Source organism: Microcoleus sp. S36b_A4 (assembly GCF_036700645.1).
In the GTDB taxonomy this organism is placed as follows: Bacteria; Cyanobacteriota; Cyanobacteriia; order Cyanobacteriales; family Microcoleaceae; genus Microcoleus.
The window spans coordinates 1-25,733 of record NZ_JAUBPI010000066.1 but is presented as its reverse complement, the minus strand read 5'-3'; the positions used below and the strand labels follow the sequence as shown (position 1 = coordinate 25,733).

Annotated in this window: 24 protein-coding genes, 1 pseudogene and 1 riboswitch; of the genes and pseudogenes, 11 read left to right on the top strand and 14 right to left on the bottom strand. The window is 46.7% G+C overall.

The window, feature by feature from the left end; all coding sequences use genetic code 11:
• Positions 1 to 126: 126 nt before the first annotated feature.
• From QUA03_RS19755 to truB, 4 genes are all read right to left on the bottom strand, one after another.
• A complete protein-coding gene (locus QUA03_RS19755) occupies positions 127 to 1,125 on the bottom strand; it encodes a glycosyltransferase (RefSeq protein WP_333214215.1) in 999 nt (332 codons plus the stop codon).
• A gap of 105 nt (positions 1,126 to 1,230) precedes the next feature.
• Complete coding sequence (locus QUA03_RS19750; protein ID WP_333214213.1) at positions 1,231 to 2,445, bottom strand: response regulator; 1,215 nt, start codon at positions 2,443 to 2,445, stop codon at positions 1,231 to 1,233.
• Between the two features lie 216 nt (positions 2,446 to 2,661).
• Entirely contained in the window at positions 2,662 to 2,892 is a 231-nt protein-coding gene (yidD, locus tag QUA03_RS19745) for a membrane protein insertion efficiency factor YidD (RefSeq protein WP_190732478.1), read from the bottom strand.
• A gap of 149 nt (positions 2,893 to 3,041) precedes the next feature.
• Positions 3,042 to 3,983 (bottom strand): tRNA pseudouridine(55) synthase TruB, encoded by a 942-nt coding sequence (truB, locus tag QUA03_RS19740; protein ID WP_333214211.1) that lies wholly within the window; start codon positions 3,981 to 3,983, stop codon positions 3,042 to 3,044.
• Between the two features lie 68 nt (positions 3,984 to 4,051).
• On the opposite strand from truB, the gene QUA03_RS19735 reads away from it, so the two are divergent.
• A complete protein-coding gene (locus tag QUA03_RS19735; protein WP_333214209.1) occupies positions 4,052 to 4,222 on the top strand; it encodes a hypothetical protein in 171 nt (56 codons plus the stop codon).
• A gap of 82 nt (positions 4,223 to 4,304) precedes the next feature.
• Here the strand turns inward: QUA03_RS19735 and QUA03_RS19730 are convergent, their stop codons facing one another.
• Together QUA03_RS19730 and atzF are read right to left on the bottom strand one after the other, a co-directional pair.
• Positions 4,305 to 5,051, bottom strand: a complete 747-nt coding sequence (locus QUA03_RS19730; protein ID WP_333214208.1) for a calcium-binding protein — start codon at positions 5,049 to 5,051, stop codon at positions 4,305 to 4,307.
• 40 nt (positions 5,052 to 5,091) lie between these two features.
• Positions 5,092 to 6,906, bottom strand: a complete 1,815-nt coding sequence (gene atzF / locus QUA03_RS19725) for an allophanate hydrolase (RefSeq protein ID WP_333214206.1) — start codon at positions 6,904 to 6,906, stop codon at positions 5,092 to 5,094.
• Positions 6,907 to 7,516: 610 nt separating this feature from the next.
• A riboswitch (guanidine-I (ykkC/yxkD leader) is annotated at positions 7,517 to 7,668 on the top strand.
• A 144-nt stretch (positions 7,669 to 7,812) separates the two neighbouring features.
• On the opposite strand from atzF, the gene QUA03_RS19720 reads away from it, so the two are divergent.
• The 7 genes and pseudogenes from QUA03_RS19720 to QUA03_RS29050 all read left to right on the top strand — a co-directional run.
• On the top strand, positions 7,813 to 8,880 hold the full coding sequence (locus tag QUA03_RS19720) for an ABC transporter substrate-binding protein (protein ID WP_333214204.1): 1,068 nt from the start codon (positions 7,813 to 7,815) through the stop codon (positions 8,878 to 8,880).
• A gap of 107 nt (positions 8,881 to 8,987) precedes the next feature.
• Positions 8,988 to 9,839: an ABC transporter permease gene (locus tag QUA03_RS19715; protein WP_333214202.1), complete on the top strand. Its 852-nt coding sequence runs from the start codon at positions 8,988 to 8,990 to the stop codon at positions 9,837 to 9,839.
• A 59-nt stretch (positions 9,840 to 9,898) separates the two neighbouring features.
• Positions 9,899 to 10,675: an ABC transporter ATP-binding protein gene (locus QUA03_RS19710; protein ID WP_333214200.1), complete on the top strand. Its 777-nt coding sequence runs from the start codon at positions 9,899 to 9,901 to the stop codon at positions 10,673 to 10,675.
• Positions 10,676 to 10,992: 317 nt separating this feature from the next.
• The gene (locus QUA03_RS19705; protein ID WP_333214198.1) at positions 10,993 to 11,721 is read left to right on the top strand and encodes an urea amidolyase associated protein UAAP1; all 729 of its coding nucleotides are present in this window, start codon (positions 10,993 to 10,995) and stop codon (positions 11,719 to 11,721) included.
• A gap of 77 nt (positions 11,722 to 11,798) precedes the next feature.
• Positions 11,799 to 12,440: an urea amidolyase associated protein UAAP2 gene (locus tag QUA03_RS19700; RefSeq protein ID WP_333214196.1), complete on the top strand. Its 642-nt coding sequence runs from the start codon at positions 11,799 to 11,801 to the stop codon at positions 12,438 to 12,440.
• A gap of 144 nt (positions 12,441 to 12,584) precedes the next feature.
• The gene (gene uca, locus QUA03_RS19695; protein WP_333214194.1) at positions 12,585 to 16,202 is read left to right on the top strand and encodes an urea carboxylase; all 3,618 of its coding nucleotides are present in this window, start codon (positions 12,585 to 12,587) and stop codon (positions 16,200 to 16,202) included.
• Between the two features lie 252 nt (positions 16,203 to 16,454).
• Positions 16,455 to 16,541 (top strand): annotated as a pseudogene (locus QUA03_RS29050) (WG repeat-containing protein); the annotation flags it as partial.
• A gap of 129 nt (positions 16,542 to 16,670) precedes the next feature.
• Here QUA03_RS29050 and QUA03_RS19690 read toward each other — a convergent pair.
• The 3 genes from QUA03_RS19690 to QUA03_RS19680 form a co-directional block, all read right to left on the bottom strand.
• Positions 16,671 to 17,459 carry a class II glutamine amidotransferase gene (locus tag QUA03_RS19690; RefSeq protein WP_333214192.1) on the bottom strand — a complete coding sequence of 263 codons (789 nt, stop codon included), beginning with the start codon at positions 17,457 to 17,459 and terminating at the stop codon, positions 16,671 to 16,673.
• 293 nt (positions 17,460 to 17,752) lie between these two features.
• Positions 17,753 to 18,649 carry a thermonuclease family protein gene (locus QUA03_RS19685; RefSeq protein WP_333214190.1) on the bottom strand — a complete coding sequence of 299 codons (897 nt, stop codon included), beginning with the start codon at positions 18,647 to 18,649 and terminating at the stop codon, positions 17,753 to 17,755.
• Positions 18,650 to 18,745: 96 nt separating this feature from the next.
• Positions 18,746 to 19,348 carry an ACP phosphodiesterase gene (locus QUA03_RS19680; RefSeq protein ID WP_333214188.1) on the bottom strand — a complete coding sequence of 201 codons (603 nt, stop codon included), beginning with the start codon at positions 19,346 to 19,348 and terminating at the stop codon, positions 18,746 to 18,748.
• 19 nt (positions 19,349 to 19,367) lie between these two features.
• Here QUA03_RS19680 and QUA03_RS19675 point away from each other — a divergent pair, with 19 nt between their 5' ends.
• Entirely contained in the window at positions 19,368 to 19,541 is a 174-nt protein-coding gene (locus QUA03_RS19675; protein ID WP_333214186.1) for a hypothetical protein, read from the top strand.
• A gap of 52 nt (positions 19,542 to 19,593) precedes the next feature.
• On the opposite strand, the gene QUA03_RS19670 is transcribed toward QUA03_RS19675, so the two are convergent.
• From QUA03_RS19670 to acs, 5 genes are all read right to left on the bottom strand, one after another.
• The gene (locus QUA03_RS19670) at positions 19,594 to 19,995 is read right to left on the bottom strand and encodes a retropepsin-like aspartic protease (protein WP_333214184.1); all 402 of its coding nucleotides are present in this window, start codon (positions 19,993 to 19,995) and stop codon (positions 19,594 to 19,596) included.
• Positions 19,992 to 20,405: a hypothetical protein gene (locus QUA03_RS19665; protein WP_333214182.1), complete on the bottom strand. Its 414-nt coding sequence runs from the start codon at positions 20,403 to 20,405 to the stop codon at positions 19,992 to 19,994. Before QUA03_RS19665 ends, QUA03_RS19670 begins: the two co-directional genes overlap by 4 nt.
• Before the next feature lie 238 nt (positions 20,406 to 20,643).
• Complete coding sequence (locus QUA03_RS19660; RefSeq protein WP_333104263.1) at positions 20,644 to 20,898, bottom strand: hypothetical protein; 255 nt, start codon at positions 20,896 to 20,898, stop codon at positions 20,644 to 20,646.
• Positions 20,895 to 21,101 carry a hypothetical protein gene (locus QUA03_RS19655; RefSeq protein WP_333214181.1) on the bottom strand — a complete coding sequence of 69 codons (207 nt, stop codon included), beginning with the start codon at positions 21,099 to 21,101 and terminating at the stop codon, positions 20,895 to 20,897. Before QUA03_RS19655 ends, QUA03_RS19660 begins: the two co-directional genes overlap by 4 nt.
• Positions 21,102 to 21,415: 314 nt before the next feature.
• Positions 21,416 to 23,386: an acetate--CoA ligase gene (gene acs, locus QUA03_RS19650; RefSeq protein ID WP_333214179.1), complete on the bottom strand. Its 1,971-nt coding sequence runs from the start codon at positions 23,384 to 23,386 to the stop codon at positions 21,416 to 21,418.
• A gap of 284 nt (positions 23,387 to 23,670) precedes the next feature.
• Here acs and QUA03_RS19645 point away from each other — a divergent pair, with 284 nt between their 5' ends.
• Both QUA03_RS19645 and galT read left to right on the top strand, forming a co-directional pair.
• Positions 23,671 to 24,330 (top strand): restriction endonuclease subunit R, encoded by a 660-nt coding sequence (locus QUA03_RS19645; protein WP_333214177.1) that lies wholly within the window; start codon positions 23,671 to 23,673, stop codon positions 24,328 to 24,330.
• Between the two features lie 227 nt (positions 24,331 to 24,557).
• Positions 24,558 to 25,604 carry a galactose-1-phosphate uridylyltransferase gene (gene galT / locus QUA03_RS19640; protein ID WP_333214175.1) on the top strand — a complete coding sequence of 349 codons (1,047 nt, stop codon included), beginning with the start codon at positions 24,558 to 24,560 and terminating at the stop codon, positions 25,602 to 25,604.
• The last annotated feature ends 129 nt before the right edge of the window (positions 25,605 to 25,733 follow it).

Sequence of the window (25,733 nt, the reverse complement as noted above, 5' to 3'; positions counted from 1 at the left end):
GCAGGTTTTACATGGCCAGAAATGCGAAAAGCCTCTCTTCTCTTCCTCTGTGTCCTCTGCGCTCTCTGCGGTTAAATAATTCCTATGCAACCGTAAACGATATCAGTGCAATGGAAAAGCTTTCAATCAAGCTGGCGTACCGAGAATAATCCACTGCATTAACTGCTGCCACTCGGGAGATTGAGCTAATAAATCTGCATCGAATTCATTTCCCGCATCCTGGGAAAACTCGGCGAAAGCTTCCGCCCAATTAATTACTGTTTCCACAGGCAAATAAGGCGTATAATTCCAAGAACGCTGCAAAAACTCTACCATCTCAACAGAATGACCGGTGCGGTACAAATACCAAGCAATCCAAACTAAGGTACTGTACTTGATTTGCTTTTCCAACAAACGTATTTTATCCGGCAATTCGGGGCGGGCAAAAAAATTGTCCATGACTGCGGCGAGGGATTTAGCCTGCGGTAAACCTTTGTACATGGCGCTTTGTTCGTGCTGGCGGTAGCAAACAGTTACTTGTTGCAACCACTCTGCTTCGCATCCCATTAAGGCTAAACGCAGCACTAAATCTGTATCTTCCGCCGGGGGAAATCGAGGATCAAATCCGCCGGCGCGCTCTAACCACTGACGGCGAAATACCATCGCACTGGGTAATACTGGTTTCCATCGCAGCCACATTTCTAAGTCTAATTTAGGGACATTTTGCCAGGGTTTGACATCTTTTAGCGGTTCGCCTATACTATTAACTAGACGCCAGCCGCTGTGAACTATTCCTAGATTTGGTCGCGCTGCAAATACAGCCATTTGTGCTGCTAATTTGTCGGGAAAAAAGTAGTCGTCAGCATCGAGAAAGGCGATAAATTCTCCTCGCGCTAGCTCGATGCCGTGATTTCTGGCAATCGAAACTCCTTGATTTTGTTGGTAAATGTAGCGAATTCGATCGCCATATTTCTCTAAAACTAATCTAGTGTCATCTTTGGAACCGTCGTCTATGACAATAATTTCCCAGTTAGCATAGGTTTGGTGCAGAACGCTATCTACGGCTTGGCCGACGTAATCCGCGCAGTTGTAAGCCGGAATTACTACGCTCACCTGCGGAGTGCGATCGCTCGTAACATTACTCATAATTAATTATCTTAAATTCGATTGCGTCTTTATTTTACAATGAGCGTAGGGTGCGTCAGTTCCTGACGCACCCACCAAGGGGTTCTTGTGTTCATTAATTTGGGGTCAAGAATTTGCCAAGGTAAGTTGGTGCGAGTTCAGTATATCTTGGGGGCGAATTGCTGAAGGGTAGCGATCGCCTTTTACCTTCAAATACTTGTCAGCTATTTCCAAAACCTGTTCGGGATTGGCTGGCTTCCTCAAAAAATCGGAAGCACCTGTCAATTTCGCTCGTGTGCGGTCAATTATACTGTCTTGACTGGTCAAAAACACGATCGGAGTTTCCCGAAAAGCAGGTGTCTTTCGCAAAAAATTGCACAAAGCAAAGCCACTTGTCTTCGGCATCACCACGTCCATAAAAATTAAAGCAGGCTTTTGTTTGGCGAGGAGGCCCACTCCCTGCATGGGGTCTTGAATTTTTAGGACTCGATAGCCCTCCGGCAATAAAATTTGCTCTAAAAATTCGCAAACTGTCGGACTGTCATCGATACAAGCAATCAAAGGGCGACCCGGCCCAGCAATAGCTGCGGCCAGGCGCCACTGTTCTATAGGCGACGGCAAGTCTGGTACTGTGCGGAAATTTACTAAACCCTGCTTGATGTAATTGACTAAAGCGCGAGTTGCCACTGTCACGCACTGCTTTTTCTTAAATGCAATATCCCAAAGAGTATTCTCGCCGTTGAATACGTTACCCAAAGCGATCAAAGAATTAGAACTAAATCGATTTTGCTGCAACTGAGCCGACGGTTTTAAAAGCGGTGCTTGTTCTGGATCTACCAGCCACAAACCCATTGCTTTCCACTTCTGCCAAATTTCTTCTGTACAACACAGAACTTTCTCTACTTCTGTTAAAGACAGCAGCAAAGAAGAGGTAATTGTAGAAAAATATTTCTGGGACGGACGCCACTCCCGGCGCAAACCCGATTGACCGATCAGAGCAAATAACACTTCGGAAAGGCTGGTGTGGACGATCGCCCTAGCTTGTTCCAGGCTCATTTCGCTGGCTGCTATCCCTCGCTGAAGCAGTTGATATTCCCACAGTTCTCCAGCATCGAGGTCTCTGAGATCCACTTGAAAGTTTCGACAGTGTTGCCCGATCGCCCTGTACCAGCGTCTAGCTCTGTGCGCTCCTCCCGTGGCATAAACCAAACTACCCTGAAAAAAGTAAAGTTGCCACTGTTGTTCCCCTTGCTCTAACACCAGTTTCCCCGTTGCTTGTTTCTGGCTGAGTACAGCCAGAGTATGGGACAACATTTTGTATCCGATTGCGGTAGCAGACATATCAACTCGCATCCCCTGTACTCTGTTTGTACCATTATATAGCTGCTGAGTTTTGAAAGATAACAGTAATTTTACTGAATTTAGGTTAAAAAACACCACTTATTGTGAGAATTTAACCCTCTTAGGGAGTGATTCCCCCCAGGAGTTTTAGCCATGAGGATGTAACGGCTATTTGCCCTATTAACTAATAACTAAAATCAGGATTCTAACTAATAATTAATTGCCCTCGCTATCTGTGGGAGGTACTGGATCGTAACCCCCTGGATGAAAAGGATGACAGCGCAAAATCCGCTTAACTGCCATTGAGCTGCCGCGGGCAGGCCCAAATCTCTCTATTGCTTCGATCGCGTATTGCGAACAAGTTGGCTGAAATCTACAGGCGTTAGGCAGGTAAGGAGAAATCCCCATTTTGTAGCCTCGGATTAATCCGATCAGCAATATTTTCACAATTTTTACCTCAGCGATTGATTAGATTAATAGGCAAATCTCGTCCCATACCGCTCTAAGCTAGGTGAATCGAGAGCATTCCTAGCGGTTAGAGTTCCGCTAACTTTTCCAGTACCAATTATACCTTTTTTCATTTTTATTTTAGATACTTAAATCACAATTTGAGGAGATAATATGGTACTTGTCTCTGAGTTGGCTACTTGACCGATACCTAAAAAATTACCGTCTCGATCGTACACCTGCAAGGGATAGGGAGGTTGGGGTATTGAGTTGTCGGGGGGATTGTTCCTACTTTCCTCATAGGGCCCGATCGGCGTTTCTGGAATGGGGAGGCGCTGACCTTGAAACCAGCGTTTGGTATATTCAGGAGAAAGGACGATCGCACCTAAATGTCCCAAAACCGCCGATGGCAAAATCGGGCAGAATTTATTCTCCTGCAATTGCAGTTCCAATTCTTCAAAACTGAGACTTTGGTCGATCGAAAAACCGCTACTTTCGGTGCGAGTCAAACAAGCCAAAGTACCGCCTGTATTCAACACCGCGCCCAAATCCCGCGCGATCGCCCGAATGTAAGTACCCGCCCCGCAGGCGATCGACAAATCCAATTCAGGAAAATCCCCCGATCGCCAATCCAAGATTTCCAGCCGAAAAACTTCAACATTTCTAGCAGCAACTTCGACAGTTTCGCCTTTTCTAGCTAACTCATAAAGGCGTTTTCCTCCCACCTGAACCGCACTAAAACTCGGTGGAAACTGCTCGATTTTTCCTATAAATTTTGGGAGTGCAGCTTGCACTTTTTCCAAACTCAACTCTGGCACCGGTCGAGAATGGATAATTTCTCCTTCTAAATCGTCAGTAGCAGTAGTTAAGCCAAACAGAATCGTGCCTCGGTAAGCTTTATTGTGTTGGAGATATTGCAGCAGCCTGGTTGCTTTGCCCAGGGCGATCGGCAAAACGCCAGTCACAGCAGGATCGAGGGTTCCTCCGTGTCCTACTCGCTTGAGTTTCAATAGCCGGCGCACTCGCCCCACGCAGTCGTGAGAAGTCATGCCCGCAGGTTTGTTGAGATTGAGAAAACCGTCAGTAGTCATTAGGAAGTTCGGCAACGGATTTTGTAACGGATGTAACGGATGTCACGGATGTCACGGATTTCAGTCCGATGTCCGTCGGAAGTTCGGCAACGGATTTTGTAACGGATGTCATGGATGTAACGGATGTCAGGAAGAAGGAAGAAGTAAGCAGGAAAAAGGAAGATGAAAAGTTGGGAGATGGATTTCCTTCGATTGCGAAAGCTAACGTTACTTGCAACGCGAAAGCGGTTTTGAGTTAACAAGTTCAACATTGAAAACTTAAAACTACAAAGTACCCAATTCCCTATTATCAATTCGCAATTCCCAATTCCCCATTACCCATTAAAGAATAAAGTCTGCCTGACTGATAGAACCGCGGGCAACTCCGAATAAAGTAGCGAGAGTTTCCTTGGTGTTTGTAAGCTGAATAATTGTACTCGGCGAAGTTCCGGCCCCAGCGGAAATGGTGAGTTCGCCAAAGGTGAGGCCGGCAGTCAAGCGAATTTGATCGATACCATCAGTAAAGTCTGTAATCACATCACCATCTGCTAAACGCCCGATCGCAAAAGTATCGTTTCCGGTGCCGCCAGTTAAAGTATCTTGGCCGCGATCGCCCGATAAACAGTCATTGCCGATGCCACCAAACAGCGAGTCATCGCCAGCACCCCCAAAAAGCGAGTCATCGCCCGCGCCTCCCAACAAAGTATCGGTGTCTTGGTTGCCAAACAGCAAATCATTGCCATCGCCGCCCAGCATTGAGTCAGAACCTTTGCCACCGTAGAAAGTATCGTCGCCGGCGCCACCCAAAACGCTGTCGCGGCCCGCACCGCCGAACAGCAAATCATCGCCAACGTCCCCCAGCAGTGAGTCATCGCCGTCGCCGCCGTAGAGGGAATCGTCTGCGCCTAAGCCGAAAATGCTGTCAGGGCCACCCAAACCAAATATCAAGTTAGCGCCGGCACTACCTCTGAGGGAGTCGGGGCCGCTGGTGCCGCGAGTGCCACCAGGTGTCCCTCCGGGACTGGTACCGCCGCCGGTGGGGGTTGGGGTGGTGACGGGAATTGGTCGAATTGGCACTGCTGATGGCATGATTCTGAAGATGGGTAGAAATTTGCCATTCTAACTTAGCTTAAAACCGGAAGTTATAAGCTCGCCAACCGCCGAGATCAGAAATATCGATCGCATCCGCCACAGCATAAGGTTCGCACAAAAAGCCCTGCACCGTCGAGCCGTCCTCCAACACCAGCGTACCAATTCCCAAGGGCGGGGGAATTTTAGCGACAAATCCACCGAAAGCGGAGATCGACAACTCCCAAACTTCCACCTCGATCGCGCTACCGCCCTCTATCTGACGCACCAATCCCGGCTTGCCCAGAGCAGTACCCGTCAAAGCGTACAGCTTGTAAATCGGGCTGGTACGGCAGGCGCGAACTAAAATTCCTCCGAGCTCGATTAGTTGATAATTCAGCGGCTCACCGCTCAAATGAGCGCCAACTACGGCTATTTTGACTCGTTCTTCTGAGGAAGGTTTGGCTGCGATAACGGGTTCCGGGAGGGTTGGCAGCGGCAGACCGGTTGCGCCCAAAGTTCCCCCCAAGCGATCGTGGAAAGCAGATCCCAGGCGGCAGAGCAATAAATCGTGCCACGCAGGAGCCATCAGTGTCAGTCCTGCGGGCAATCCGCTGCTTTGAAACCCGCTGGGAACTGCGATCGCGCACAAATCGAGCAAATTCGCAAAGTTCGTGTAGCGCCCAAGATTGGTGTTGAGGGCGATCGGCTCGGCTGCAACTTCTGCGACTGTATAAATCGTACCTGTCGTGGGTACCGCCAACACATCCATTGACTCCCACTGAATTTCTGCCTTCTGGCGGAGTTCTGCCAACCGGTACGACGCGCGGTAGGCAGAGACGGCATCGTAGCGTTTGCCGCCGCTGATAATTTCGTAGACGATCGGATCGATATCCTCTGGGTGCGCGTCGAGGAAATCGCCGATCGCGGCCAACCTTTCTGCTACCCAAGGCCCGCCGTAGAGGAGTTCGGCAGCATCCGCAAAGGGTTTGAAGTCAATAGGTGCGATCGTGCAGCCCAAAGATTGTAAGCGCGCGATCGCCTCCCGGTAGCGCTGTTCGGCTTCTGCATTCCCGAAAAATTCGAGTTCGCCGTCTCCGGGAACTCCCACCCGCAAGCGGGATAAATCCGGCAAAACTTTCGTTTCAGGGCGACGAGAAAACGCATCCTCAGCGTCAAAACCGCTGGCTACCTGCAGCACGGAGGCCGCATCCGCACAGGTGAGAGCGAACACAGAGACGCAATCGAGCGATCGCACTGCCGGTAACAGGCCGCGAGTGCTGATCGATCCGCAACTTGGCTTCAGCCCGACAATGTTGGTAAAAGCAGCGGGAACCCGCCCTGAGCCTGCGGTATCGGTACCCAGAGCAAAACTCACCAATCCGGCCGAGACTGCTGCTGCGGAACCGGAACTCGATCCGCCCGGAATGTAGCGCCGATCGAACGGATTGCGGCAAACTCCATAGGGCGTGCGGGTTCCCACTAATCCTGTGGCAAATTGATCCATGTTTGTTTTGCCGATCGCGATCGCACCTGCAGCGCACAAACACTCTACGACTGCGGACGATCGCGCTGGAGTGTGAGCAAACTGCGGACATCCCGCCGTAGTCGGAACGCCCGCCCAATCGAGATTATCTTTGATCGCAAAAGGTATCCCGTAGAGCGGCAATTGTTGCGGATCTAGGTTTTCCAAGGCTTTGGCGCGTTCGAGGGTTTCCGCCAGCGGTGCTAAATAAATCCATACTGCCGGATCTGCATAGCGTTCGATCCGATCGTACACGCTGGCTATCGCATCTGCAGGCGCGATCGAGCCTGTGCGGTAGCGATCGAGCAGCGAATTAATGTCGAGACTCTGACTGTAGTTAAATTTTTCCATAATGCACGGTCAGTCGATTTTAGATTTTAGATTTTAGATTTTCGATTGAAGATTTGACTTCACAGGCTGTGTTTGGCGAGCGTTATTACTCACCGAAGAGTACCTTTCTCAAAAACAGGCAAGATGCCTGTTTCACAAAGAGTGTATTTCTTTCTTCTTGTGGGGTGGGCATCCTGCCCGCCCATAAAAGGCTTATTGAGAATGGTGGAACATCTCAGTTATTACAAATAGAAAATTAGTTTACCGCATTGTCGATCGTATTCGCATCCAGTTAGCGGGCGATCGAAGTATTTCTCAAGAAATCTTCAACCCTAGCCTTGCGGGTTTCGTCTTTGTGTGCAGCTAAACTTCGCGATTTCCAATCACCCTGTCTCATCCCGGTTTAATATTCCAAAAATTTTAATTAACAACTCCCAAAAAAACCATTTTTTGTAACATTTGACACATTTCCGCATCAATTTTGCTGTTACCGTTTGAAACGTAGCAATCTAGTAAGATTACAAGCTACAGTATGCTTACCTTTCAAAAAGCTAAGTGCATTGCTGTTACTAACAGTCTCGAATAACTCCTTGGGTTGCAAACAGGACTTATACAGACAAAAACCGAAAAATTTAACCGCTTCTAGGGTTCCGATTTGAATCAGTTTCTAACTCAGCTTAGACAGTTCAAGTGCTGGTCCGAGAGAAGCAGACTGGTTGTCCCAATATTTTAATGTTAGGGAAACACTAGCCAGTTACACGGCGGGATAAAAGCCCGGGAGAAACGCGATCGATCAGCAAGACTCGGTTCGTTAGCTCTCGGGCTTTATCCTTGTATATCAAGGGGGTTTGCGGAAGCTAAGGAAGCCAAAGAAGGTGCAAAAGCTCGATCAACATATTCACCTCTAACCAGCAACCAGAATCTGCTATGGATATCCGATATTGCTCCCCAAAAATAACGCGATCGCCCTTATCCTACTGCGCCTTATTTTTTATCACCTTGTTTTTCGCTGTCGGCTGCGTCAACCCGGCAATTTATATCAAAACCACGACTGAAAGCGAAGCAGCTTCTTCAGTAAGTGCTGATGCAGTTAGCCTCGGATTCAGCGCGTGGCCCGGCTGGTTTCCTTGGCAAATTGCCAAAGAGCAAAAGATATTTGAAGCCAACAAAGTTGCTGTAGACTTAAAATGGTTTGACGGCTACTTAGAATCGATCAGCACCCTCACAGCAGGACAGATAGATGCTAACAGCCAAACCCTCGGCGATACCGTAAACTCTATATCAGGCGGCGCCAACCAAGTAATTGTTTTAGTCAACGACAACTCAACGGGAAATGACAAAGTAATTGTCGCCGAAGGCATCAATTCCGTTGCCGATTTAAAAGGTAAAAAAGTTGCAGCCGAGGAAGGTACAGTCGATCACTTTTTATTGCTTTTAGGGCTAAGAAAAGCAGGTTTATCAGTGCAAGATATTCAATTTGTACCGCTGGAAACTGGCAAAGCTGCGGCGGCTTTCGTCGGAGGACAAGTGGATGCGGTGGCAGTTTTTGCGCCGTTTACCACACAGGCATTAAAACGATCGAACAGCAAGGAACTGTTTAGTTCAAAAGATTTTCCGGGGGCGATTTCCGACCATTTGGTATTCACCCGAAAGTTTATCGGTGAACACCCCGATCGAGTGCAAGCTCTGGTCAATTCCTGGTTTGCAACATTGGAATACATGAAAGCAAATAAAGAGAAATCTTACGAGATTCTAGCCAACCGCGCTGGAGTTAGCGTCGAGGAATACAAAGAATATGAAAATGGCACTAAGATATTTACGATCGAGGAAAACTTGAAAGCCTTTCAACCGGGAAACGACATGACATCATTGCAGTTTGCGGCGGCCGAAATGACTAAATTTCTCGTCGATGTAAATTTAGCAAAAACCCAACCAGATATCAGCACATTATTTGACGATCGTTTTATAAAAGCTTATGCCGAAGGTAAAAGCTAAAAGGCATAATTTAGGATTGTGCAGACACAAAAAAGCTTAATAAAAATACTTTTTATAATCCCCAAAATCTACTCCAATTACTCGAAAAACTGTTCCGCAATTAAATCATGCCACCAAATCCCGATCCGCGATCGATCCAATCCCACCTCAAGCAAAAAAAACTAAATCCCACCGTTTTCTGGCGGATTGCGGAAGAGATACCACAACCCCTCAATATTGGGTTAACGGTAACATCAATCGCACTGCCGCTGCTGCTGTGGTGGCTAGTAACAACCTTCGCCAACGTAGACCCCAAATTTTTGCCTTCCCCCGGCAAAGTTTTAGAGGCATTTGGTCGGCTGTGGAACACTCGCGAACTTTTGAAAGACACAGTAGCGAGTTTGTGGCGGGTGGGAGTGGGCTTTCTGTTCGCCTTGGTTTTTTCCATACCAATTGGCGTGCTGATGGGCAGTTTTGCCAGTATTCGCGCCTTGCTGGAACCCATGTTCGGCTTGATGCGATATATGCCCGCACCAGCGTTCATTCCCTTGCTAATTCTCTACTTGGGAATCGGCGAAGAACCGAAAATAATGCTGATATTTATCGGCGTCTTTTTCTTCAATTCGCTGATGGTGATGGATACAGTCAAGTTTGTTCCAAAAGACTTGATCGAATCTACTTATATGTTGGGCGGTAATCGCTGGGAAATCCTAACCCAAGTTATTTTTCCTCACGTTTTGCCGGGAATTCTTGATGCTAGCCGCATCAACCTAGCTGCGGCTTGGCAATTGGTAATCGTCTCGGAATTGATTGCAGCAACCGAAGGCTTAGGCCGCCGGATTAGTGTCGCAGGTCGATTTCTCCGAACCGATGAAATTTTTGTGGGGCTGATTGTCATTGGGGCGATCGGACTGACTTTTGACTTGCTTTTTCAATATCTGCTGCGGGTTTCTTGTAAATGGTCAAGTCAGAAACAGTAAGCAGATGTTAAAAGGCAAAATTGTGTCACTTTTTTACTTAAATTACAGAGGATAAACTCATGTTTCTGCAAATCAACAATCTGCACAAAAACTTTGAAACCAAAAAGGGTAAATTAGTTGTCCTCAAGGACATCAATATGACCATCAAGCAAGGCGAATTTATCTGCGCGGTAGGCGCATCCGGTTCTGGCAAATCTACTCTGTTGAGGCAGATTGCCGGATTGGACAAGCCGACAACAGGGGAAGTGAAAATTGACGGCAAAGAAGTTGTTTCGCCTGGGCCGGATCGAGGTATGGTATTTCAGCATTACACTCTTTATCCTTGGATGAACGTGCAGGAAAATGCTGAGTTTGGCCTCAAACTTCAAGGCGTTTCCAAGAAAAAGCGGCGCGAACAAGCCAGCTATTATTTGAGTGTGGTAGGATTGACGCAGTTTGCTTCGTCGCTACCGAAGGAATTGTCCGGCGGGATGAAACAGCGCGTGGCGATCGCCCGCGCCCTCGCTTCTGAACCTAAAGTGTTATTAATGGATGAACCTTTCGGCGCATTGGATATCCACACTAAAGAATCGATGCACGAATTCATGCTGGATTTGTGGCGCCGCACTCAGATTACAATCTTTATGATTACCCATGATGTCGAAGAAGCGGTGTTTCTTTCCAATCGGATTTATGCTTTGGGCGCTCGTCCTGGTACAGTGAGAAAGGAAATGTCGATTAATTTGCCCGATCGCACTCCCAGCATTAAACGCCACGCCAAATTCCACGATTATCGCGACGAACTCATGGATTTGATGCGGAAACACGGACAGGAAGCAGTTGCAATGGCTGCTTAAATAGAAATCGGTTTGTATAACCTTTCTCAGGTAAATGAGGTACTCCTGGGCATTGGGCATTGGGCATTGGGCATTGGGCATTGGACTCTCCCCCATACCTCACCACGCTTGAAAACCGGTATAAATATTACTTTGGGATCAGGCGGGTTGAGCAGCTAATATCATGTCCGGTTGAATAGTTATAATACTTTTGTCCCATCATGCCCGATGCCCGATGCCCGATGCCCGTATAGGATTTATAAGTAATTAACCGGACTTGATATAAGACATACTATTGTTTTGTTTCGCTGACCCCAAAAATACATCAAGAGGAACTTATGGTGCAACTATCGATCGACACAAACTCACAAATTGATTCAAGCCTCGTATTAATGCAAGAAACCGTACCGGGCGGCGCGTACTGGTCGGGAGTCATCAAGCGGGGAAACACCCTGCGAATCACCGATTTAGAAGGATCTCGCGGCGTTTCCATGCTGTGCTACAACGCCGACAATGCGATCGAACGTTTCAACGCAGCAGACACCGCCAAAATTCAATTCAACGCCTTTCTCAAACAAGGCATGGCGATCTACACAGACATGGGACGCATCCTATTTTCCATCACCCAAGACACCTCCGGCTGTCACGATTTGCTAGGAGGATGCAGCAACGCCAGTAGCAATGCCAAAAAATACGGCGAAGGAGACTGGAAAAACTCCCGCGACAACTTCCTCAAAGCCCTAAGTCGGTGGGGATTGGGCAAAAAAGATATCATGCCCAACCTCAACTTATTTACTCGAATTGCCGTCAAACCAGACGGCACGATGGAGTTTCGCGAAGGCTGCGAGAAACCGGGAAGTTTTATCGATTTGCGAGCCGAAATGAACGTATTGACCATTATCTCTAACTGCCCCCACACTCTGCATCCGGGTTCTATTTACGATCCAAAACCCATCCAAATTCAGATTGTGAAAACCCCCGCACCCGCACCAGACGACTTGTGCCGCACCGCCAACCCGGAAGCCGTGCGCGGGTTCATCAACACCGATGCTTTGTTCGTGCAATAGACTCGATTCCAGCACTCAATCTTGTCCGCATCAATCGGCGGTAAAAAAATCTGCAATTTCATCACAAAAAGTGAACCATGACTGCAACTACCCAACAAATTCTCGATCCAAAAACTGCAATTTATAACGAAGTTTTACCCGCCAGACATCCCTGGTCCCGCGTCATCAAAAAAGGACAGATTCTCCGGATTGTAGATTTAGGCGGAAATCAAGCAGTAGATTTTTTAGTTTACAATGCCGATGACCCTTCCGAACGCTACAGCGCCCCCGATACGATCGTCAATCAAGGCAACATCTTTGTCACTACAAACAGCCAACTCATTTCTAACGAAGGGCGAGCCATAATGACCATAATTGCTGACTCCTGCGGGCGGCACGATACCTCCGGCGGCGCCTGTAGCTGCGAAAGCAATTCGGTGCGGTTTGGGCTAGATAAAAAATACCAGCACGCCTGTGTTGAAAATTTCCTCGCCGCAATTCTTCCCCACGGTTTGGGCAAGCGAGATTTAGTCAGCAATATCAACTTTTTTATGAATGTTCCGGTTAGCGAAGATGGCACGCTAGAAATTGTTGACGGCATCTCCGATCCGGGAAGCACCGTTGATTTGCGAGCCGAAATGAACGCGCTAGTTGCTATTTCTAACTGCCCGCAAATGAACAACCCTTGCAATGCTTACAATCCTACACCGATTCAGTTGATTGTTTGGGATGCGGTATAGGTTGTAGCTGCATACCCGCCAGAAACCGCCAGGGGTTTAAACCCCTGGCTAATAGCTAAAGTCCTCTAAAGAGGACTGAATAATCGATTGCCCATTAGCAATTATCAATTAGCAATTACCAATTATCAATTACCAATTACCTAAATGTTTAACAAAGTTTTGATTGCAAATCGCGGTGAAATTGCCTGCCGAATTATCCGCACGCTCGATCGCCTCGGAATTGCTTCGGTAGCAGTATATTCTGAAGCCGACGCCCATGCCAAGCACGTTTTCGCCGCCAGCGAAGCCGTTTGTATCGGTGCAGCCGCCGCAGCCGAGAGTTATTTGCGGTTCGATCGCATTCTCGAAGTTGCGCGCCAAACAAAAGCTCAAGCTATCCATCCGGGTTACGGCTTTTTGAGCGAAAATGCTGAATTTGCCGAAGCTTGTGCAAGCGAAAATATTGCATTTATCGGCCCGACTCCGAGTCAGTTGCGCTGCTTTGGATTGAAGCACACCGCGCGGGAAATAGCCGCTGCAAATCAAGTGCCGCTAACTCCCGGAAGCGAACTTTTAGCAAGTTTAGAGGATGCGGAAAAAGCGGCTGGGGCGATCGGCTATCCGGTGATGCTCAAAAGTACCGCAGGCGGCGGCGGCATCGGTTTGCAGGCTTGTTTTGGCGATCGAGATTTGGCAGAAGCCTTTGAAAAAGTACAGCGTTTGAGTCAAAGCAATTTTAAACAAAGCGGCGTTTTTTTAGAGAAATACATTCAAACAGCCAGACACATTGAAGTCCAAATCTTTGGAGATGGCAAAGGAAATGTCATAGCCTTGGGCGAGCGAGATTGTTCGGTGCAGCGGCGCAATCAAAAAGTAATTGAAGAAACCCCCGCCCCTGGTATTAGCGACGAACAGCGAAATCAGTTGTACGGTGCAGCAGTGCGGTTGGGAAAAGCGGTAAATTACCAGTCAGCGGGTACTGTTGAATTTGTGTTTGATGTCGATGCGAAACAGTTTTATTTTTTGGAAGTCAACACGCGCTTGCAAGTTGAACACGGCGTTACTGAAGCTGTCAACAACATCGACCTCGTTGAGTGGATGATAAAACAGGCTTCGGGAAATTTGTTCCCCCTGGAAGAGTACCGATATCGGCCGCAGGGACACTCAATTGAGGTGCGAATTTATGCGGAAGATGCCGGCAAGAATTTTCAGCCGAGTTCCGGGTTGCTGAATCAAGTTGCATTTCCCGAAAACGTCCGCTGCGACAGTTGGATAGAAACCGGCACGGAGGTAACTCCTTTTTACGATCCGCTGCTAGCCAAAGTAATCGTTTGCGCGGATAATAGAGAACAGGCGATCGTAAAACTAAAAGCTGCTTTAGATGCCAGTGAAATAGCGGGAATTGAAACTAATTTAGATTACCTCCGCCAGATTTTGGACGATTCCCGATTCAGCCGGGGCGAACTGAACACGCGCTTTTTAAACTCTTTTGAATACGCACCTTTAACGATCGATGTATTGGATGGGGGAACCTACAGCAGCATTCAAGATTATCCGGGGCGGATTGGCTATTGGGATGTTGGCGTGCCGCCTTCCGGGCCAATGGATCATCTGGCATTTCGATCGGCAAATCGTTTAGTAGGAAATCCCGAATCGACAGCAGGATTGGAATTCACAGCGACAGGCCCAACTCTGCGCTTTAATGCCGATACAGTTATTAGTTTGACTGGTGCAACTATGAAGGGAACGCTAAACGGCGAATCGGTGCCGTTTTGGACGGCAATTCCCGTAAAAGCTGGTAGCATTCTCAAGTTAAAAGCTATTCAAGGCGACGGCTACCGCACTTATTTAGCAGTCAAACACGGCTTAAATGTCCCCGATTATTTGGGCAGCAAATCAACTTTTGTACTGGGCAAATTTGGCGGACACGCGGGCCGCACGCTGCGTCCGGGAGATGTGCTTAAACTGCTTCAAACTGCAACTCTGGAAGCGGAATTATCTTTACCACCGGAACTAATTCCCACCTACAGCAATAATTGGGAAATCGGCGTTTTGTACGGGCCTCACGGCGCGCCGGATTTCTTTACTGAGTCAGACATCGAAATGTTTTTCTCTACAGAATGGCAGGTGCATTACAACTCGACGCGGACGGGCATTCGGCTGATCGGCCCGAAGCCCACCTGGGCGCGTCAAGACGGCGGGGAAGCGGGTTTGCACCCGTCTAACATTCACGATAATGCTTACGCGATCGGCACGATCGATTTTACGGGCGATATGCCTGTAATTCTCGGTCTTGACGGCCCGAGTTTGGGAGGTTTTGTGTGTCCTGCTACTATTGTGAAGTCGGAACTGTGGAAAATCGGGCAACTGAAGCCGGGGGACAGCATCCGCTTTCACTGTTTGAGTTTTGCTGAAGCTTTGCAGCGGGAATTAGCACAAAATAGGCAAATTGCTACTTTTAGTTTGCCTGTTTTTGGGGAAAATGCGGAGGAATTGCCCGCAGTTCCCGCTTCTCCAATTTTGCATAAAATTCCCGAATCTCCGGGACAGGTTGCTGTTACTTACCGTCAAGCTGGGGATAAATATATTCTAGTTGAATACGGGCCGTTGGTGCTGGATTTAAATTTGCGTTTTCGGGCGCACGCATTGATGGAACATTTGAAAGCAAATCCGTTGCCTGGTGTTATCGAATTAGTGCCGGGAATGCGATCGCTCCAAATTCACTTTGAGGGCCGCCAGATTTCGCAACAGCAGCTAATGCAGGCGCTGATTGCGGCGGAGGCGGAACTTCCGGCGATCGAGGATTTGGAAGTGCCGGCGCGAATTGTGCACTTGCCTTTATCTTGGGAAGATGAATCAACGCTGTTGGCTATTGAAAAATATATGCAGTCTGTGCGATCGGATGCACCTTGGTGTCCCAGCAATATTGAGTTTATTCGCCGCATAAACGGGCTTGACAGCATCGAACAAGTCAGAGAAATCGTATTTAATGCTAGCTATTTAGTGATGGGTTTGGGAGACGTTTATTTAGGCGCGCCCGTCGCAACTCCCCTCGATCCGCGCCACCGTTTGGTTACTACTAAATACAATCCCGCCCGCACTTGGACTCCTGAAAATGCAGTTGGCATTGGCGGCGCGTATTTGTGCGTTTACGGCATGGAAGGGCCGGGAGGTTATCAATTTGTCGGCCGCACGGTGCAAATGTGGAATCGGTTCAAACAAACGGCGGATTTCCAGTCTGGTAAACCTTGGCTTTTGCGCTTTTTTGATCAAATCAGATTTTATCCGGTTTCCCATGAGGAATTGCACCGCTGTCGGGAAGAATTTATCGAAGGGAAGTTTAAATTAAAGGTTGAGGAAATCACTTTTAATTTGAGAGAATACAATGAGTTTTTGCATTCTATTGCGGGCAGTGCGGCTGAGTTTAAAGCGCAGCAGCAGGCCGCATTTAATGCAGAGCGCGATCGCTGGGCCGCCTCCGGGGAATTTGAAGCTGAATCTGCCGCAGAATCCTCGGCAGATGTGGCTTCTGACACGGCTGCAGAGGTTACTTTGCCGATCGGCTGTGAGGCTGTTGTCGCTCACGTTTCGGCTAATGTTTGGCAGGTGCTGGTTAATGTTGGAGATGCGGTTGCAGAGGGCGATCGCCTGTTAATTTTGGAAGCGATGAAAATGGAAATTGCTATTACTGCTGATGTTGCGGGCACTGTTGCCCAGTTGTTTTGTGAAAAGGGGCAAACCGTGACAGCCGGACAAATTTTAGCTGCTATTCAACCGAATTAATCCCTTTGTTGTCAGTTCGGGGACAGTGGGAAGCCGTTGGATAATTGGGGGATGATTTTGATTGTTTTGTGGGATGGGATATCGTAGCCAGTCAGGTGTATTTTCACTGAAGGCGGGACACCCTACAAGAATCATCCTCTAATTGTGCAATACCCGCTCCTTTAATCAAGGTTTAGCAGCAGTTACCCATCCAAAAGGGTGGGGATATATCAATCAAGCAGGCTAGTGGGCGATCGCCCCTAAGTTTCCGCTGTAGGCAGTTTTTCCGAAGGCTTAGCCGCTGTCAAGCGCAATGACAAATCTGGCTTCATAAATCAAGCTGGAAAGCTGGTCATTTAGCAGGTTCGATGCTCTGTTTAGGCTTTAAATTTGTTTAAACTTACATTTTGCACCATTCTCAAGAACAGGCAAGATGCCTGTTCCTAAAAAGCTTATTGACAATGGTACAAGATGTAAGTTTAAATCTAGCTAACTTAACTCCAGCAGCCCAGAATTGAGCGGCGAACCATCCTGAAATACCAGCAATTCTCCCGGCTGAATTTGCGTCCAAACTTCGTTATCAGTCAGCGGGAAAGTGGCAATAACAGCCACGCGATCGTCCTCGTTGGTCAATTCCCGAAAATCGACTGTTACATCTTCGTCGATCGAGTGAGCGCTAGCAAAAGGTGCTTGTCGCACAATATAATGCAGATTAGTAGAACAGTGGGTGAACAAGTGTTCTCCATCGGAAAGTAAATAATTAAAAATTCCGTGTTCTGCCAAACTTTTAGTAATTTCCTCCAGTACCGGGTAAATTTCCGCTACAGCAGGCTTACTTTGAGGAAAAGTGGAACGCAGCTTTTCTAATATCAAACAGAATGCTTTTTCGCTGTCAGTTTTGCCAACCGGTTTGTAAACTCCGGCACATTCTGGATAAAAGTTTTCGAGATTTCCGTTGTGAGCAAACACCCAATAACGTCCCCAAAGTTCCCGAATAAAAGGGTGGCAGTTTTCTAGAGCAATTGCGCCTTGCGTAGCTTTGCGGATGTGAGCAATGACGTTAGTTGAATGAATGGGATAGCGACGCACTACTTCTGCAACCGGAGAAGCAATCGCAGGTTTTGAGTCTATAAAAAGGCGACATCCCAAACCTTCAAAGAAAGCAATTCCCCAACCGTCTTGATGAACGTCTGTTCTGCCACCTCTTGCAGAAAAACCCTCAAAAGAAAAGCAAATATCTGTTGGAACATTGCAGTTCATTCCCAGTAATTGGCACATAGCTTTTAAATCTCTGGAGTTTGAATGGATGTCGCAGCTATTGGCAGCTACAGATTTGCGATGATAGTATTATAGTATGAATTGATTTAGCCTAATAAAAAAAACACAATAATTGTGGATGGTTAACCATAATGCTACTTAAATTTTAAAAAATGCGTGAAGCCAAGCTATCCCGAACGCGCGTGCGAGCCCGTTGCGGTAGGGAATCGCCCAAAATTCAATCGCGTTCCCCGGAGAACAGTCTTCATCGTTCCATTTGTCCTGCAATTTTTTTTATTAAATTTATGTAAAATTCACTTGTGTGGGGGAAAGTCTGAAAGTTGTTTGATATCCTTCAAAACTATTTGAGGCTTCCCTTTGTACTGTTCTATCTTCCCACTGACATACACATATCCCCGTCCCAGACCCGCATAACGTTTCTCAATTAGCCGCTTCAAGGGAGCCATTTCATCAGTTTCAGCATCTGGTATCCACAAATCTAATTTATGATAAACTGAGCCAGCATGAATTAGAGCGCTGCCGCCGATCCATTTATTAATCCCAGCCTGCAAATCGCAGAAAATAGTAATAGATTTAGCTTTCTCAGAAGCAGCTAATATTTTCGGGTAGTGCAACCTCAAAGAAAGCGCTCCTGCCGTTGCTTCCGACAACCGAAACTCTTCAACAATTGAGCCTCGCATCGACCACCAAGGCAGTAAATTAGCATAGTTGCGAGAGGGAATTTTGGCATTGACAATCGGATTCCAAATCATCAGATTGTAAGCTTTTGCCGCCGATTCTGCCTCAGTCATTTGTCGATGATACAATCTGGAGCGCCCGTATTTGACAAAGTAGGGACTCCAGCCTTCTTCAATCAGTTTAAGATTGTAATTTTCTCCATCTTTATGTACGTAACAAAGGAGACGCCCGTAGTTGTCGCGGTGTTTTTGTAGAGCCACTTCAACCGAATCGTCTGTATCAAATTCTATGTCAATTTGAGCAAGTCCGCCATCTGCTGTCGCAAAGTATTTTTTAGCCATTTCCGTACCTGCTTTCCCCGCCGCAGTTACAGGTTTGGAGCCTCCCGGATGACTTTCTTCTGTATCGACGCAAATCAGCCGCAGAGACTCGGTTTTGCCGTTGAGAGAAATTTTGATGCTGTCGCCATCAACTACTGTAGTTATTTGCAGGTTCGGAATTCTGGTTGCCATATTTTGGACCCTGTTGCACTTGAGATTTCATGCAGGTATCGGTTGAATCATACACGAGTTCGCTATCAATAGCAACTGTCATTTTTGTTGTTTGTATTAATATTTGTCAAGTGTGGCGTATTTTATCAAGTCGGGGAAAAAATCTCGAAAATCGGATTCTAAGCGCAGATAGTTAGCTGTCAAATCTTCTATGCCGCTTGCCAAGTTATTTGTCCGTTTGAGTCGCGCCGACATTCTTGTAAGAGTGATGCCGATTTCGGCGATGTCCTGATAAGATGAAAGCAAGTCGCGGGCAATTATTGTGGGCAGCACCCGCTGGAGAGATTCAGGCAATATATCGCGGTTGTCTTGCAGGATTTTATAGACATCCTGAGAAAAATCCCGGAGGGGAATTTCTGAATATTCCAGCCAATTTTTAGCCAAGAAGTGGTCGTAAAACACGTCAATCAAAACTCCAGCAAACCTGCGCCTGTGGGAGCAAACAAGGCTTTTACTCGATCGCACTATTGGGTGAGAGTCGGTGTAGCTATCTACTTTGCGGTGCAAATCGATGCCTTTTCTAATTTCATCGGAATAAAGGTTGACAGCCGTTCCTTTGACAAAATCTCCTAAGAGGTTGCCAATCAGGGATTCTGGCGTGCCTTTTGATAAGAATAGATGAGCCAAATAATTCATTGCTACAGTAAAAATATCTAACATAGCATAAGGAGAAAGAATAATGGCTCTTCTGGAATGTGTAAAACCGGGTGCTAAACTCGGTCAAATTATTTTTGCCGTCGATGAATTTTGGATAACAAAAGAGCGATCGCCTAACTGTAGTATGCAAGCGATCGCTCCACCCAAGTTCAAATATTGCTTGCGATCGGCTACATCTCTCGACGGAACGCTCTAATAGCTTCCCCAGCATCAGTTTCGGCCATCAAAATATAGAAGTTCTAGATAAGTCATAAACGAATGCGAATCTCTCCCTCTTTAGCGTAGATAACAGCTTGCATAGGAGCAAGAAAATCCATCCCTAGCAAACCGTCTACAAAAGTGGTCGCAGGTAACGTGTAGGCAACTATAGGAAATTTTTCTAAACGCTCGCCCAAGCAATTAAACCAAGGCACAGCTACTACTGGTGCTTCCACAATACCACCACCTGCTGATGTCCTAATTCTGCGTAGAGGATTTTGGATATCGCAACCAAGAGCTTCTAATATATTTACCCGCAAAACGGTATAAGTTGAGCCTGTATCAACTAATAATCTGAATTGTCTGACAGTATTACTTGTGCTAGAGGCAGCAGCTTTTAAGACGAGTAAATTTCCGTAACGCGAGCACCTATAAAGTTTTTGTGAAGTCACGACAGCACCGAATAGTCATCAGGAATAGGGCCAGTGTATTCTATAGAAATTGACCGGACATCTTTAAATTTGGTCAAAGCTCGGTCTATTTCCTCTCGCTGCGGTGAATGAGCTAAGACTTCACCGCGAATCACATTCCATAAATCGTCGGATTCAGTATCAGCAATTAGCACCCACTCGCGGGGATAGCGATCGCGTATTTCTGCCGCCGTCAAGATTTCCCCTGTGGGTTTGTAATCCGACCCATTGTTATTTTGAATTAGAACTTGAGAGGGCAGGTCGGTTTCTGCTTGAGTAATTTCTTCATTTAATAGTTGCCAAAGTCGGCGTTTTTCTTCGAGTTGGAGGGAGGCGATCACATCTACTAGGACTTGAAAAGGAATTTGCAACTGTACGGTTTCTGGGAGCATGGCGCGTCTCAAGAAATGTTGAAGTATTTTCTATGATAACTCACTCTTCAATTAGCTGATAATAATACTAACTCAGATTTCTAGTTGGTAAACCGCAGATAAACACAGATAAACGCTGATGTAATCTTATCTGCGTTCATCAGCGTTCATCTGCCTACATCTGCGGTTGCAAAAATACCCCTAGGAATCAGCCCGCCATTTATCCAAAGCCGTTTTCTTTCAGAAGTAGTGTTGCAGGCTATTGAGAGCTATACTCACCAAATGTTGTCACATACCCCTTAACAGTAACTCCCATATCTAATTCCTCGTGATGAATAAGTAGGTTAGATAATTGGGCTATCAAAAATTCAATCTCGCGACGGTTCTCAAACTGGAGAAAAATACTGCTACCTTCACCCTTAATAATCACCGTTGGAATATCGCTGTCGTCTAACTGTGAATCAATATCTGGGATTATTTGTCTGATTTGCTCTTCAGTCCACATCTGACTCATTCCTCTATCTCCCGTTCAAAAATACAGCGGTATGACTTACCACTCTTATTGAGAATGACACCGCAGAAAGTGCAGCGCCCCTCGCCTCTTAATTCATTATACTCTGCCAACTCACGGCAGCGACGAATAGCAGCTTGCCGATCGCTAGTAGCAACGATTGTGTCTGCATCAAGCCAAACTTTATTTCCAGGGTTTTCTAACATTCCTACACTCTATATTGCCGTAAATATTACATCATGGTCAATAAACCCAAAGAAACCCGGTTTCTGGCTATTCTGCAAGATTTCAATCGGTGCATCTCATTTTTGCAAATATATTCGTAGGGGTTCTCGGATTCCGGCAGTAAGTCTCTGCTTATAACTAATAAATTATCTGGCGGAATGCGAGATCCCTTACAAAATTGGGATGCACCCGATTTCAATTATACCGAACAATTCAATCACAGATGAACGCTAATGTAATTATATCTGCGTTCATCTGTGTTTAGCTGCCTACATCTGCGGTTGCAAAAATACCCCTATGCACCTCCCCGCAACTTATCCAAAACCGTCCGGTCTTCCAAAGTCGAAGTATCCCCAGAAACCTCTTGTCCCGCAGCCAAAGAACGCAGCAATCGGCGCATAATCTTCCCGCTTCGAGTCTTCGGCAAAGCATCAGTAAATCGAATTTCGCCGGGACGGGCGATCGCCCCAATTTCCTTAACAACGTGCTGCTTCAATTCCTTAGCCAATTCATCGCTAGGTTGCTGCGAGTTGTCCAGCGTGACAAAAGCCACAATTTCCTCACCTTTAATCTCATCAGGTTTGCCAACAACCGCAGCTTCCGCCACCGCTGGATGCGATACCAAAGCTGACTCAACTTCCATTGTGCCGAGTCGGTGTCCGGCCACATTAATTACATCGTCAACGCGGCCCATTACCCAGAAATAACCGTCTTTGTCCTTGTGCGCCCCGTCTCCAGCAAAGTACACGAATTCGCCATCTTTCGGGTGCAAATATTCCCAATAAGTGCGACGGAAGCGATCGGGATCGTTGTAAAGTGTACGCATCATTCCCGGCCAAGGATGTTTTACCACTAAATAACCGCCGCTTTCGTTAGTGACTGGTTCCCCATCTTGGTCAACAACATCAGCCACAATTCCGGGGAACGGTAGGGTTGCAGAACCGGGTTTTGTAGGAATTGCACCGGGCAAAGCGGTAATCATAATTCCCCCGGTTTCTGTTTGCCACCAAGTATCGACGATCGGACAATTCGAGTTGCCAATTACGCGCTGATACCACATCCAAGCTTCAGGATTGATCGGTTCGCCGACGGTTCCTAACAATCGTAAAGATGACAAATTGCGCGCGTTGGGCAAGTGTTCGCCCATTTTCATGAATGTTCGGATCGCAGTGGGTGCAGTATAGAAAACGGTGACGCCGTATTTTTCAATTACATCCCAAAAACAGCCAGGATTTGAAGGGCGAGGAGCACCTTCATACATTAAAGTTGTCGCACCGTTGGACAGCGGCCCGTAAACAATATAACTGTGTCCAGTAATCCAGCCGACATCAGCAGTACACCAGTAAACATCGGTATCTTGAAGGTCGAATATCCACTTGGTTGTCATGTGGGTATAAAGGTTATAACCACCGGTTGTATGGACGACACCTTTCGGTTTGCCGGTACTGCCACTGGTATAGAGTACGAACAGCATATCTTCGCTGTCCATCGGTTCGGCGGGACAATTTGCCGATACACCTTTTTGCAAATCGTGCCACCAATGATCGCGCCCTGGTTCCATGTCAATTTTCTGTTTGGTGCGCTGAACTACGAGAACGTTGGTAACGCTTGGTGTGGCATTATTTGCTAATGCTTTGTCTACTTGTGTTTTGAGGCCGACGGCGGTATCTTTGCGGAAGCCACCGTCTGCGGTGATGACGAGTTTTGCTTGGCCGTCGTTAAGTCGATCGCGCAAAGCTTCTGCACTAAAACCACCAAAAACAACGCTGTGTACTGCACCGATTCTGGCGCAGGCTAGCATGGCGATCGCAGCTTCGGGAATCATGGGCATATAAATGCCGACGCGATCGCCCTTTTGGACTCCCAATTGTTTGATGACGTTCGCCATTTGGCAGACTTCGCGGTGGAGTTGCGCGTAGGTGAGGGTGCGGGAGTCGCCGGGTTCACCTTCCCAAATCAGGGCGGCTTTATTTTTGCGCCAAGTGGTTAAGTGGCGATCGAGACAATTGTAAGAAATATTAATTTTACCGTTGACAAACCATTTAGCAAAAGGCGGTTGCCAGTCGAGCACGGTATCCCAGTTTTGGAACCAGTCTAATTCTTGGGCGGCGAGTTCTGCCCAGAATGCTTGGGGGTCAGCTTTGGCTTTGTCGTAGAGGGCTTTGTACTCTTCTAGGCTTTTGATGTGAGCTTTTTGGGAGAATTCAGCGGGCGGCTGAAATAGCCGTCTTTCATGCAGAATTGATTCGATGGTATCTTGTGACATTGTTTTTTCTGTAACTGCATCTACTTCTTTAAACTATTTTGTACGCAATTGAGTGCAAAAATATCTTGAGTTTCGTTAAGAATTTTGGGAATTGTGTAAATGTTGGGGCTGTGGCTGTTTATTTGAAAATTATAATTGCCTCGACTTTTGAGACCAAATAAAGTTCGATCGAGCTTCGTTTTGGGAAAACTTTTATATAAAATATTGTATAAATTTTAGTTTGATAGTACAATGATGTGAAGCTGCTTGAAAAAAATTATTCAATCTGAATGATAGGGAAAAGCATGATCCAAAATTTAGAAGCAAGCCAACTGTCGCTAAATGACGTTCGCCGCCTTCTCAAACTGGAAGAGCGAGAAGGAGAGGCCTTCACCGATTTTTTCTCTCTGGAAGCGCTGTTAGAATTAGAACAGCAGGAAATATTAAAAATTAGAACTGACTTTCGACGCTACTTATCCGCAGGAAAAGTTTCCGAAGAACTCGTTAAATTTTTAGTGCTTTCACCGTTAATGAGATTAGCAGGATTTTTTGATATTCCGATCGTGCTGACAATGGAAGATAGCATCGCGATCGAGGTTGAGGATGGGGATACTTTAATTAAAGGGCGCTTAGATGTCTTAGCGGTAAATCAGCCGGATGCAGAACTCGCGGCGTCACAGTTTTGGATTTTGGTAGTGGAGGCGAAAAATAGTGCGATCGCACCTTTGACTGGTTTACCCCAATTGCTGACTTATACTTATAAAAGTTTGCAGCAGCAATCGTCTGTTTGGGGATTGACGACGAATGGCGAAAGTTATCGGTTTGTGCGGGTGACGCGGGGAAATCCTTGTACTTATCAGATTTTACCGGAATTGAATTTGATTGACCGAGAGCGATCGCTCTTGTTGGCGCAAGTGTTAAAAGCGATTTGCAAGTTGCAGAATGTGCAGTTGCAGTTGGCTTAATCTCTGCGGTTGAAATCTGTGCTTGCCTGTACTGCCTAGACAGATATTCTGTAACAATTTAGTCTTAATCGCATTCTATCGTCGAGGCCAACTGTTGTTAACTTCTGTTGGGAACTGCCGGAGATTTAGAAATCAAGATTTGTTAAAAAACTGCAATAGGGAGTGACAAAATACTAATTTTTTTATACAATAATAAACGGTTAAACCCTGCAACTGAAGGTAAAAAAGTGTCTGAACTTAGACAAAATTTAATTACCAGAGATTGGGTTATCATCGCCACCGAACGGGCGACAAGACCGGATCAATTCGCAAACAAAAAAAAGTGGACAGCAGCAGTGCCACGCCACCGTGCCGATTGCCCGTTTTGCGTGGGAAATGAAGAAGACGGAACCTTAGAAACTTGCCGTTTGGGCGATTCCCTACGGGATAGCTTCGCTTCACGCACTGGGTGGAAAGTCCGGGCAATTCACAACAAATATCCCGCCCTCTCCCCGACAGCAGAATGGATGAGGATATCATCGGGAATTCACCGCACGATGGCGGGAATCGGCGTGCACGAAGTAATTGTCGAACATCCGCGACACGATTTGACGACAGCTTTGTTGAGTGTTGAAGAAGTTGAAAACATACTTTTAGTATACCGCCAGCGCTATGTAGAAATTAGAAAAAATCCCCACATTGAAACAATTATTATCTTCAAAAATCACGGAGAAACTGCCGGAACTTCTCTCGAACATCCCCACTCGCAGATAGCTGCTACGCCTGTTGTACCCAGCCAATTTCGCAGCCGCATCGACGAAGCTATTAGATATTTTGACGACACGGGAGAATGTCTGTTTTGCCGGACTTTGGAAGATGAATTAGCGGCGAGAGAAAGAGTGATTTGTGAGAGTGAACATTTTGTGGCTTTTATCCCTTACGCTGCACTTTCACCGTTTCACACTTGGATTTTTCCGCGCCGACATTCCTCTTCGTTTGATGAAATTACTGATGGGGAAATTACGGATCTTGCTGATACTTTGAAAACTGTACTGGCTAAGCTTTATTACGGATTGAACAATCCTGATTACAACTATAATATTCGATCGGCACCGATCGCCGAAGGGGGAACAAAATACTTTCACTGGTATATCGCAATTATTCCCAGAGTCACCAAGCAAGCTGGGTTTGAGTTGGGCAGCGGGATGTTTATCAATACTGCTTTGCCCGAAGAAAGTGCGGCGTTTTTGCGATCGATCGAAATTCCTAGCGACAGTAATTTTTCCCACATCTAAAGTATTCTAGATCACAATAGGTCAAATTTACTTCAAATTGGGGTAAAAATGCCAGGGTAAGCTCATCTAATTTGGTATAAATTGTACTTGACAAAAAAAACAAAATACACAGGGATCCCCCTCGTCATT